Source organism: Aliiroseovarius marinus (assembly GCF_004360145.1).
GTDB classification, from domain to species: Bacteria; Pseudomonadota; Alphaproteobacteria; order Rhodobacterales; family Rhodobacteraceae; genus Aliiroseovarius; species Aliiroseovarius marinus.
The window spans coordinates 20819-31221 of record NZ_SAIT01000025.1 but is presented as its reverse complement, the minus strand read 5'-3'; the positions used below and the strand labels follow the sequence as shown (position 1 = coordinate 31221).

12 protein-coding genes are annotated in these 10403 nt (G+C 59.3%); 7 read left to right on the top strand and 5 right to left on the bottom strand.

What is annotated here, in order from left to right; genetic code table 11:
• The 3 genes from EOL43_RS14660 to EOL43_RS14650 form a co-directional block, all read left to right on the top strand.
• On the top strand, nucleotides 1–631 hold a 631-nt coding region (locus tag EOL43_RS14660; protein WP_166636257.1), incomplete at its 5' end, for a substrate-binding domain-containing protein.
• 73 nt (nucleotides 632–704) lie between these two features.
• Nucleotides 705–1826: an ABC transporter permease gene (locus EOL43_RS14655; RefSeq protein WP_133489667.1), complete on the top strand. Its 1122-nt coding sequence runs from the start codon at nucleotides 705–707 to the stop codon at nucleotides 1824–1826.
• Between the two features lies 1 nt (nucleotide 1827).
• Nucleotides 1828–2616, top strand: coding sequence for an ATP-binding cassette domain-containing protein (locus EOL43_RS14650; protein ID WP_133489666.1), 789 nt, complete (start codon nucleotides 1828–1830; stop codon nucleotides 2614–2616).
• Nucleotides 2617–3011: 395 nt separating this feature from the next.
• On the opposite strand, the gene EOL43_RS14645 is transcribed toward EOL43_RS14650, so the two are convergent.
• Genes EOL43_RS14645 through EOL43_RS14630 form a run of 4 tightly spaced genes read right to left on the bottom strand, consistent with a single transcriptional unit; the run spans nucleotide 3012 to nucleotide 5453 of the window.
• Nucleotides 3012–3491 carry a DUF6505 family protein gene (locus EOL43_RS14645; RefSeq protein WP_133489665.1) on the bottom strand — a complete coding sequence of 160 codons (480 nt, stop codon included), beginning with the start codon at nucleotides 3489–3491 and terminating at the stop codon, nucleotides 3012–3014.
• Nucleotides 3491–4195 carry a biotin/lipoate--protein ligase family protein gene (locus tag EOL43_RS14640; protein WP_133489664.1) on the bottom strand — a complete coding sequence of 235 codons (705 nt, stop codon included), beginning with the start codon at nucleotides 4193–4195 and terminating at the stop codon, nucleotides 3491–3493. Before EOL43_RS14640 ends, EOL43_RS14645 begins: the two co-directional genes overlap by 1 nt.
• Nucleotides 4192–5259 carry an iron-sulfur cluster carrier protein ApbC gene (gene apbC / locus EOL43_RS14635; RefSeq protein ID WP_133489663.1) on the bottom strand — a complete coding sequence of 356 codons (1068 nt, stop codon included), beginning with the start codon at nucleotides 5257–5259 and terminating at the stop codon, nucleotides 4192–4194. Before apbC ends, EOL43_RS14640 begins: the two co-directional genes overlap by 4 nt.
• 2 nt (nucleotides 5260–5261) lie before the next feature.
• Entirely contained in the window at nucleotides 5262–5453 is a 192-nt protein-coding gene (locus EOL43_RS14630) for a DUF6494 family protein (protein WP_133489662.1), read from the bottom strand.
• A 96-nt stretch (nucleotides 5454–5549) separates the two neighbouring features.
• Here EOL43_RS14630 and EOL43_RS14625 point away from each other — a divergent pair, with 96 nt between their 5' ends.
• Entirely contained in the window at nucleotides 5550–6266 is a 717-nt protein-coding gene (locus EOL43_RS14625; RefSeq protein WP_133489661.1) for a hypothetical protein, read from the top strand.
• On the opposite strand, the gene EOL43_RS14620 is transcribed toward EOL43_RS14625, so the two are convergent.
• The gene (locus EOL43_RS14620; protein ID WP_133489660.1) at nucleotides 6260–8212 is read right to left on the bottom strand and encodes a 4Fe-4S binding protein; all 1953 of its coding nucleotides are present in this window, start codon (nucleotides 8210–8212) and stop codon (nucleotides 6260–6262) included. The genes EOL43_RS14625 and EOL43_RS14620 overlap by 7 nt on opposite strands.
• 375 nt (nucleotides 8213–8587) lie before the next feature.
• Between EOL43_RS14620 and EOL43_RS14615 the strand changes: the two genes are divergently transcribed.
• Genes EOL43_RS14615 through EOL43_RS14605 form a run of 3 tightly spaced genes read left to right on the top strand, consistent with a single transcriptional unit; the run spans nucleotide 8588 to nucleotide 10358 of the window.
• On the top strand, nucleotides 8588–9127 hold the full coding sequence (locus tag EOL43_RS14615) for a DUF3305 domain-containing protein (protein WP_133489659.1): 540 nt from the start codon (nucleotides 8588–8590) through the stop codon (nucleotides 9125–9127).
• Nucleotides 9124–9735, top strand: a complete 612-nt coding sequence (locus tag EOL43_RS14610) for a DUF3306 domain-containing protein (RefSeq protein WP_133489658.1) — start codon at nucleotides 9124–9126, stop codon at nucleotides 9733–9735. Before EOL43_RS14615 ends, EOL43_RS14610 begins: the two co-directional genes overlap by 4 nt.
• Nucleotides 9732–10358, top strand: coding sequence for a TorD/DmsD family molecular chaperone (locus EOL43_RS14605; RefSeq protein ID WP_133489657.1), 627 nt, complete (start codon nucleotides 9732–9734; stop codon nucleotides 10356–10358). Before EOL43_RS14610 ends, EOL43_RS14605 begins: the two co-directional genes overlap by 4 nt.
• The last annotated feature ends 45 nt before the right edge of the window (nucleotides 10359–10403 follow it).

Here is a 10403-nt window from a genome sequence, read left to right as displayed (position 1 = left end):
GGCGGCGCTACCGTGGTCCAATATTGCGCCGCCCTTTATAGGCACGCCGGATCAGGCGCGCGAAGTTGGTGCGCTGATGTATGTCGGCCAACCGGAATATGACGCGGGTTATGCCGCTGGCCTGCGCGCCAAGGGCGACGGGGTTGGCTCGTTCCTCTGCGTGAACCACTATATTTCTTCTCCGTCGTCGACCGAGCGTTGTCAGGGCTTCGCAGACGGTCTGGGCGTCGATCTGGGGAACCAGATGATCGACTCGGGCCAAGACCCGGCTGAAATCAAGAACCGCGTGCTGGCATATCTGTCGGCCAACCCCAACACCGACGCCGTGCTGACGCTGGGCCCGACATCGGCTGACCCGACCCTGCTGGCTCTGGACGAGAACGGCATGGCCGGTGATATCTATTTCGGCACGTTCGACCTTGGCGAAGAGATCGTCAAAGGCATCAAAGGCGGTGTGATCAACTGGGGTATCGACCAGCAACCCTTCTTGCAGGCCTACCTGCCGGTTGTGGTTCTGACCAACTACCACCGCTATGGCGTATTGCCGGGCAACAACATCAACTCCGGCCCCGGTTTCGTGACAGCGGACGGCCTGGAGAAGGTTGAAATGTTCGCAGGCGAATACCGCTGATATTCTCCCAAAGGGCGGCCGGAGCAATTTGGCCGCCCTTATTCCATCCTGAACAAGGAATCAGAGGATTACCATGTCCAATGCACCCACCGAAACTGCGGTCGACGAACGGATCAAGACACGGTCCCGCTTCCGCGAAGCGATGATCCGCCCGGAACTGGGCGGGATTGTCGGCACCGTTGCCGTATTCACCTTCTTCCTGCTGTTTGCTTTTGACAGCGGCATGTTCAACTCGCAGGGCGTCATGAACTGGACGACAGTGTCTGCCCAATTCATGATCATCGCTGTAGGCGCCTGTCTTCTGATGATTGCAGGCGAGTTCGACCTGTCGGTTGGTTCGATGATCGGTTTTGCGGGCATGCTGATCGCCATCTTCAGTGTGACGCTCAGCTGGCCGGTCTGGCTTGCAATCCTGACGACGTTTGCTCTGTGCATCGCGATCGGGGCGCTGAACGGTTACATCGTGATCCGCACCGGGCTGCCAAGCTTTATCGTGACACTTGCCTTTCTGTTTATCCTGCGCGGCTTTGCGATCTTCCTGCCTCAGGTAATCGAGCGCAAAACCATCATTGGCGGGATCAAAGACGTGGCCGAGGGGGATTGGCTTGCGCCGATCTTTGGCGGCAAGATTTTCACGGGTCTGTTCCAGTGGATGGGTGACACGGGCATCATCGCAGTGTTCGAGCGCGGTAGCCGCAAAGGCCAGCCTGTCGTTGATGGTATTCCCATGCTGGTCGTTTGGGCCATCATCCTTGTGATCTTTGGACATATTCTTCTGACCAAAACCAAGTTTGGGAACTGGATCTTTGCTGCAGGCGGCGACGCCGAGGCCGCCCGCAATTCAGGTGTGCCGGTCAACAAGGTCAAGGTCCTTATGTTCATGTTCACCGCGTTCTGCGCCACTGTGTTTGCAGTCTGTCAGGTGATGGAGTTTGGCTCGGCTGGTGCTGACCGCGGAGTTCTTAAGGAATTCGAGGCGATTATTGCCGTGGTCATCGGCGGCGCGTTGCTAACCGGTGGTTACGGGTCGGTACTTGGCGCAGCTCTTGGAGCGCTGATCTTTGGCGTCGTGCAGCAGGGCTTGTTCTTTGCGGGCGTCGAAAGCAGCTTGTTCCGCGTGTTCCTTGGGGTGATCCTTTTGGGTGCCGTGATCCTGAACACCTATATTCGTCGCATTATCACGGGGGAGCGTTGATATGAATCCGGAAAAAGCTCCAATCATCCAGATGAAGAACATCGAGAAGCATTTCGGCAGCGTGATTGCGCTGGCGGGTGTCTCGCTCGAGGTTTTCCCCGGGGAATGCCACTGCCTTCTTGGCGACAACGGCGCCGGCAAATCGACCTTAATCAAAACCATGTCCGGCGTGCATCAGCCGACCCATGGCGAGATCTATTTCGAGGGCAAGCCGATGAGCTTTGGCGATCCGCGCGATGCGATCTCGGCAGGGATTGCGACGGTGCACCAGCACCTTGCGATGATCCCTCTGATGTCGGTTAGCCGCAATTTCTTCATGGGCAACGAGCCGGTGAAGAAGGTCGGGCCGATGAAGTTCTTTGACCATGAACGTGCCAATCAGGTCACCATGGACGAGATGCGCAAGATGGGCATCAATCTGCGTGGACCGGATCAGGCCGTGGGCACTCTGTCTGGTGGTGAACGTCAGACCGTTGCCATTGCCCGCGCAGTGCATTTCGGCGCCAAGGTATTGATCCTGGACGAGCCGACCTCGGCCCTTGGTGTGCGCCAGACGGCAAACGTACTGGCCACGATCGACAAGGTCCGAAAGCAGGGGATTGCCGTGGTCTTTATCACGCACAACGTACGCCACGCGCTGGCGGTCGGGGACCGGTTCACAATGCTTAATCGCGGCCAGACGCTGGGGACTGCGCAACGCGGGCAGATTACTCCCGAGGAACTGCAGGACCTCATGGCTGGCGGTCAAGAGCTTGTCGCCCTGGAAGGCAGTCTTGGTGGTACCGTGTAGGATCTGATGGCCCTGTAAGATTAGGACAAAGCAGAGAAAAGCAAAGAAAAGGCGAAGCTTTCAGGCTTCGCCTTTTCTTGGATGTAGATGATGCACTCCGACGGTTTTGAACAGCCTTGTCAGAGCGATGGTGCTTGAGGAGGGCAGGGTGGTTTCGTCGCGTTGCGCGATGACCATGCGCAGCCTGTCAAACAGAGATCAGTTTAAGCGCAACCGACCCGTCGCTTTTTCGAGTGGCGCGGTCGTTGTGCGGGATAAAAAGACAGTCAGGCTGGCCTAGCTGAGACTGGTTGGAAAACGTCTGACAACACAGATCAGCCGCGACAACGTCGACCGCCTGTCCGTCTTAAATGCCGAGTGAAAATCTAGGGGCAGTCCCTGTTTGGGACTGCCTTCTAGTCGTCTAAAGATCCGTGGATCGCGAATTGCTCTAGTCCGGCATCCTGCGGCTGGATCACGCGATAGGCTTCCCGGACACCCGCGGGAGTTAGCTCCCGGGCAACGGTCAGCAAGGTGTTGGGATCGTGATCTTCACAAAGCTCGGCCATATGCGCGATTTCTTCGGCGGCCACGGATCGTGCGGCGGCGATGTCTGGCGCGCCGTAATAGGTCACGAAATGCTGCGCCAGCAGGTCGGTCAGCGCCTCGACCTCGGTAGGTTCGATCTGTGTGACGGCAACAAAAGTCACACGCCCCGAGGTCTCTAAGCCGAACCATCCATTCGAGAACGCCTGACGCGCTTTGCCCTCAAGATCGCCCTCGGTCCAGTTCGAAAACTCGAACCCGCCCGAGATACACCACTCCCCGGTACGTGCTGGATTGTGAAAGACCCTCTGGTCGCTTTCGTCAAAGTGAATGGCACGTGCCAGTTGCATCAGGGGGTCTCCAACACTGTGGTGAGCGGGATCAGGTGAGTGGTATCAGCGGCGCGCAGAAGCATGCCGAACTGTTCGTCGACACCCAAGAACGTGCCCGACAGATCGCCTTGGGTTAGGTCTTCGCCCACACCATGGGCCAACCCGCGCCATTCCGCATGAACGGGTTTCGTGCCCTCGTCTTCCCAACGAGCAATCCAGTTGAAACTGTGCCGCGCCCAGGCTTCCAACAGCAGCGGCGGCGACACGTCCGCGCAGCCTTCCGAGAACAAGGCGGTGTCTTCCGGGGTGATGCCGGGATCGTCACCAAGGGGCATCAAGACAAGGTCAAAGCCGATCACAAGCCAGTCGGGCGTTTCAGCGGCGTCATCGGTGCTGGCCATGGCCCGCATCCGCCCGCAACGCGCGCCGTTGACGCGGAGTGTGCCGTTCCATTCCAAATGAACGGAGACTTCTGGCGGGGCCAGTGCCCCCAGCGCGTTTTGAAAGCCGATCCCGCAGGTAGGAAGCATCGTCATCGCGTCACCAAGCGGGACCTCGGGCGCGAACACCAGCGCGGCGCTCATCTTGTCCGCGTCGATGCGGTAGACGATCAAGCCCGCATCGCATCCCATCGTCGCTTTGACACAGGCAACTGCAAAGGGATCATCGTCGCCCGTCACTTCGAGCCCCGACATCATAGGAGGGAAGGTCAGATCGCTCATGCGTTTACCTTGGACGTGATGGCCCGTGCGACGTCATGGAAGGCCTGCGCCTGTGTGCTGTCGGGTTTGGACACAACGATGGGCGCTCCGCCGTCCGCAGCCAGACGAATATCCAGATGCAAGGGCACCTCGGCCAGCAACGGGACGCCCAACTTGGCCGCTTCGGCCGAGACGCCGCCATGGCCAAACACATGCTCTTCATGGCCACAGGCCGAGCAGATATGCGTCGACATGTTCTCAATCATCCCAAGGATCGGAACGTTCAACTGGTTGAACATGTCGATCCCCTTGCGCGCGTCGATCAGCGCTACGTCCTGTGGGGTCGAGACGATGATCGCGCCGTCCACCTGCGCTTTCTGGGCAAGGGTCATCTGGACGTCCCCCGTCCCGGGCGGAAGGTCCACAAGCAGCACATCCAACGCACCCCATTGCACCTGCATCATCATCTGCTGAAGCGCGCCCATCAGCATGGGGCCGCGCCAGACAACAGCCTGATCGTCATTGGTCATCAAGCCGATCGACATCATCGTCACGCCGTGGTTGCGCATCGGCAGGATGGTCTTCCCATCGGGGCTGGACGGGCGACCGGAAATGCCCAGCATCCGGGGCTGAGAGGGTCCATAGACATCCGCGTCCAGCAGCCCGACGCGCACGCCTTGCGCGGCTAGGGCGCAGGCCAGGTTCGCTGAAACCGTCGACTTTCCAACACCGCCCTTGCCGGATGCAATCGCGATGATGCGCTCGACCCCTGGGATCTTTTCTGGGCCTTTCGGCGGTGCCTTCTTGCCCAGCTTCAGATCCGGCGGGGCAGGCTGTGCGCTATGCCCGGTCAACACCACCGACACCGCGCCGACGCCGGGCAGAGCCTTGATCAACGTCTCTGCCTTGGCGCGAAGCGGTTCATAGGCTTGGGCTTTGGCGGGGTCGATCTCCATCACGAAGCGCACCGTGTCGCCATCGACATTCAACGCCCGGACCACACCGCTTGCCACGATGTCGCCTTGCCCAGACGGATCAGCAAGTGTTTTCAAGGCCGCAAGGACGGCATCACGTTCAACTGCCACGATCAGTCCTGCCCTTGAATCGTGCCGGTCACGACATGTTCCATTTCAAGCCCGTCGATGGTGATCACCGCCTTGGCTTCGAAGGTTTTGCCCGCGGTCTCGGCGTCGCGCATCGCTTGTTCGATTGCCTGTTGCGAGGTCACTCCGACCTGCTTCAGAAACTTGCGCATCGACATGTTGAAATCATCGCTCATTTTGGTGTCCTTTCGTCGATTGTTGACGTGGCGGCTGTGAGATCCCTACCATTACACATGGCAAAGGCATTCACTTTCGTTTGTTATGTTGCGGCTATGATCCTTGGACAAGCCGGGATTGTCCATGCGGATGAACGGCTTGTGCGAATGGCTATGCCCGCCGAACTGGTCGAGACCGGCTTGCCGAAATATCTTCTGCCGCGGTTTTCCTTGAAAACGCAGGTGCGGGTGACGGTGGTTGCACCTGGCGACGAGGCGGAAATCTTGATCGGGTCCGTCGGGCGCCCGGTGTTCCACGGAATTGGCCAGACGTGGCATCTGGAGCTTGTCGCCACCGACCATGCCGGGGCACAGAAATTCTCGGATTGGATCACGTCCGAGGTCGGGCAGCGTGCCGTCGTCGGATACGTTGTCGACGGCGCGCAACTTTTCGAACTGCCGCAAGAAGCCGCGCCCCAAGAAGTTGTCGCAAGCTATGAGGGCGACGCCGCGCTTGGAGCCGTGCGCGCAGAAGAGATGTGCGGCCGTTGCCATGTGGTCGACGCGGCGAAGCGGATGAACTCGATCGGTTCCACGCCCTCGTTCTTCGCGCTGCGCAGTCTGACAGATTGGGAGGATCGCTTCCAAACCTTCTATGTCCTCAATCCCCACCCGGCCTTCACGCAGATCAAGGACGTGACTCCACCGTTCCCGGTCGACCGGCCATCGCCGATCGTGCCCGTCGTTATGACGCTGGACGACATGGATGCCATCCTTGCCTTTGTTGCCGCGCTTGCGCCGGCTGATCTTGGGGCCCCATTGCAGCATCAGTGATCGCGGCGCTTACTAAGGTAGTCGTCCGTCGTGCGCGGACGTGGACGCTCCGCCCCTTGGAACGGGTTGTTTTCCGAATGAAACTGGGCGTTTACGCGGCAGTTGTCGCACATCTGGATCATCCGCGCGGCCTCGGGCTTGGCGAACATCGAATGCTTGCCGGCCAGCTGCTCGGTGATCCGTTCGATCGTCGATTTCACCCCAAACAGCGCACCGCATTCGATGCAGGCAAAGGGCTCTTCTTCGTTCAGCACGACCTGTTCCAAAGCACTGTCCTCTAGGTTGAGGCGAGGCTCATAGGAAATCGCATCCTCAGGGCAGACATTGTGGCACAGACCGCATTGCAGACAGGCGTCTTCCTGAAACCGCAGCTGCGGAAGGTCCGGATTGTCCCCCAGCGCCCCAGATGGGCAGAGCGAGACGCAGGACAGGCACAGGGTGCAGCTATCGGTATCCACCAGCACCGCGCCATAGGGGGCATCGTCTGGCAGCGACAGGCTGTCTGCCTCGGGGTTCAGCGCCTTGGCCGCCATGCGCGTCACCTGCCGCCGAGTGCCCATCGGGCGGACAGGCGTGTCAATTGGCGCAGGGTGGGCCGCTTCAAAGAGACTGTCGGATAGCGCATCGGGATCTTGTGTGTCGATCACGTCGACCGCGTCGGGTGTGGCTATGGCCTGCGCCAGATCGACCTCTTTTTGCAGCGGGTCGCGTTCGGTGGTGGGCGCCACGAGGACCGACACTTTGGCAAACCCCGCAGCCAGTGCACACAGGATTTCCGCATGCCCAAACGCGTTCAACGCGTCAACTTCCAGCGGAATAACATCGGCCGGAAGGCCACGGCCATGACGTGCGGCCAGTTTGACCATTTCGCTGCCATAGCTGTTCAACACAAGAAGGCGCGGAGCTGTACCGCCTGCGGCCAAGAAGGCTTGGGCAAGCGTCTGAACGCGCCGCATCGTGGCGTCCACCGGCGGGGCGTCATAGGTGATCGCGCCGGACGGGCAAAGGGCCGAGCAGGTTCCGCAACCTGCACAGACCATCGGATCAATCGTAACATGGTCGCCGTTCGGAGTGATCGCCCCGGTCGGGCAATTGTCCAAGCAATTCGAGCACCCAATTTGTTCAGCCCGGGAATGGGCACACAGCATTGGCTCGAGCTTCACATAGAGGGGCTTTTCGAACGTGCCGACAAGGTGCGACGCCTGAAGGATCGCATTGCTGACGGCGCCGATGCTTCCGGGATCTGCACGCAGGTAGCCTTCACGCTTTTCAGGCGCAGGGAACAGCGGCGTAGCGCCCGACAGATCCAGAATGATATCGCACTGAGACCGCGCGCCGTTGCGTGGTGCGGACCAAATGCGTTCTCCGCGCCCTGCAAGCGAGGGCTGCTTTAGGGCATCAATGCGGACCTCAAACTGCCCCAGCGCACCCTTAGCTGATTTCAGATGACCGCGCAGAACATCATAGTCGCGGGCGTCAATCGGCGCGGCATCATCGGTTAACAGGACGCTGACACTCAGATAGTCCTTGAGTTGATCGGCGGCTGCGAAGGCGATGTCACTAGCGCCGATGATCAAGCACAGACCTTCCGAAATCACATCAACGGTTTTGGTCGCTGCAGCCGGTAAAACCGCCTCGGCCACAAGTGCGGACATTTTGGGCAGTTTTGACCCCGCATCATCGGACCACCCAGCCCGATCACGCAGGTCAAGGAAGGCCGGGGTTGGGGCCTCTAGCTCGGCGGCGAGTTCCTCGAAAAAGGCCTGCTCTTGGCCGCAGCAAAAAATAGCATTCCCGTCAGCGATGGCCTTCGCGGCCTGTTCCGTTTGGGTGGTGCAAAGCCCCGAATGCACCTTCGAGCAGGCCAGCCCGGTGGTCTTCGACAACGCCTCTGCGTCAAGTTCAAAAGTCTCTGAACAGTTGCATAAAATCAGTGACTTATCCATGTTTCCTCCGCTGCTGGAATGCCGCATTCTAGGGCCTTTTCCAAGCTTGATTTGGACATAGCTAGGCATGATTCCTTGGTGCCGTAAACCGAGTTTGTTGCCGGGCTTTCCGGCAAAACACCCCGAATCAATTGCTGATTCTGGGCTGATTTTGTCGCCTTTATGAAAACCAACCAAAACGCTCAAGTTAGACAATTCGTCACTCGTGCGCCGCGGGTTCGGTGGTGCCTACCCAAAATGTCCGGGCGGTGCGAATAATGCAGATGTTCAGGACATAGGCCTTTGAACACCATTCCCAATCCGCCAAAAATATAGGCGTGGCACTGAGAAGAACGCCCGGGAGGAAAAAAGATTAACCCTGAACGCTATGACGTTTTGCCGTTAGGCATTGTGATCCGACGCTCGCCGGGGGTGACCCGTTGGGCGCAGTGGTCGTGGAAAGCCACGGGTGTTCTGCCCGGGGCAGGTGATGCGGATTGGCGGGAAATTCGGTCGGACGGGGATGTCACAGAATTCCATGCCGGGACGTTGCCGCTCGAGATGCACGGGGCGGATTCCGAGGCCTACATGCATGGCCTCTCGGCCGAGGTGCCCTGCGTCTACGTTGTCCTGCGTGAGACTGACGTCACGGACAAACCGTTCGAGGTGCTGCTGGTGACCGCGTCCCCATACGAGGCGCAGGACTATGCTGACAACGGCGAGGATCTGGTCGAGAAGATCCCGATGCCGGAGGGACTGGTCGCTTGGGTGCGGGATTTTGCCTTGGCCCATCACGAGGATGAAGAGTTCAAGAAACGCCGTCGTGACAAGAAGCGGATCGACAAGGTCGAAGACGGGATCGGCGACGAGCGGATTTCGCAGATGACGGATGTGTACCGGTCGCCCAGCTCTGCCAAGCGGGGGAGGTTGCATTGAGCGATTTCTGGAGCAGACGGAAGGCCGCTGTCGAGGCCGAGCAGGAAGCCGACATTCGGGCCGAAGAAGCGCGTGTCGTTGAAGAGCGCGAGGCCGAACTGGCCGAGAAGTCGGATCAGGAGATCCTTGAGGAACTGGGTCTGCCTGACCCGGATACCCTGAGCGAAGGGGATGATTTCAAAGTCTTTCTTAGCGAAACGATCCCCGCCCGCATCCGCACCCGCGCCATCCGCCGCCTTTGGCTTACAAATCCTGTTTTGGCAAATGTCGATGGTCTGGTAGACTACGGTGAGGACTTCACCGATGCCGCGATGGTCGTCGAGCATATGCAGACGACCTATCAAGTCGGGAAGGGCATGGCACGCCATCTGGAAGAGATGGCGCGGCAGGCCGAGGAAGAGCAGCAAGAAAACGTAGAGGCGGCGGAGGACGCGCCGGAAGCTCTTGATGAAGAGCTTGAGGTGGTTTCGCCTGAACCGACGGAAGTGGTCTCGGAAGAGCCCGAGGCCGAACCGGTCGTCGTGGCTTTTGACGACGGTGCCGAATTTTCGGAAGCTCCCCGGAGACGGATGCGCTTTGCATTCGATGAACAAGGGGAAGAAGCATGACAGAGGAGACGTCGATGACAGCGCAAACCGCGCAGATTGCCATCGCAGAAGAGGACCGCTTGCGGGCGGACCTTTATAACTTTTTGGGTGTGTTGTTGGCCGGACCTCCGGATCAGATGGTTCTGGACCAGACCGCTGGCCTATCGGGCGATGACAGTCCGTTGGGAACTGGCGTGAACGCACTTGCAAAGATTGCCAAGCTGTCCAAGCCCAAGGCGGTGGAAAGTGAGTTTAACCGTCTGTTCATCGGCCTCGGACGGGGCGAGCTGTTGCCCTACGCCAGCTATTACTTGACCGGGTTTCTGAACGAAAAACCGCTGGCCACCCTGCGGCAGGACATGGCCGCACGCGGCCTAACCCGGGCAGAGAATGTGTACGAGCCCGAAGACAACATTGCCTCGCTCATGGAGATGATGGGCGCGCTGATCGTTGGTCGCTTCGGAGATCCAGCGACGCTGGAAGATCAACGCACCTTCTTCAACCGACACATCGCGCCTTGGGCAGGGCATTTTTTCAGTGATTTGGAAGCCGCCAAGAACTCGGTCTTCTACGCAGCGGTTGGCCAGGTTGGCCGGGCGTTCATGGAGATCGAAGCAGAAGGCTTCCGGATGACCGCGGAGTAATCCGCATTTCAGGGCGGGCAACCGCCATAACCAAGGGGAGGAGAA

Bases quoted from the DNA above. Each gene is read 5' to 3' on its own strand.
- EOL43_RS14655 (WP_133489667.1), top strand. From the start codon at position 705: ATGTCCAATGCACCCACCGAAACTGCGGTCGACGAACGGATCAAGACA.
- EOL43_RS14650 (WP_133489666.1), top strand. From the start codon at position 1,828: ATGAATCCGGAAAAAGCTCCAATCATCCAGATGAAGAACATCGAGAAG.
- EOL43_RS14645 (WP_133489665.1), bottom strand. From the start codon at position 3,491: ATGCAACTGGCACGTGCCATTCACTTTGACGAAAGCGACCAGAGGGTC.
- EOL43_RS14640 (WP_133489664.1), bottom strand. From the start codon at position 4,195: ATGAGCGATCTGACCTTCCCTCCTATGATGTCGGGGCTCGAAGTGACG.
- EOL43_RS14630 (WP_133489662.1), bottom strand. From the start codon at position 5,453: ATGAGCGATGATTTCAACATGTCGATGCGCAAGTTTCTGAAGCAGGTC.
- EOL43_RS14625 (WP_133489661.1), top strand. From the start codon at position 5,550: ATGATCCTTGGACAAGCCGGGATTGTCCATGCGGATGAACGGCTTGTG.
- EOL43_RS14620 (WP_133489660.1), bottom strand. From the start codon at position 8,212: ATGGATAAGTCACTGATTTTATGCAACTGTTCAGAGACTTTTGAACTT.
- EOL43_RS14605 (WP_133489657.1), top strand. From the start codon at position 9,732: ATGACAGAGGAGACGTCGATGACAGCGCAAACCGCGCAGATTGCCATC.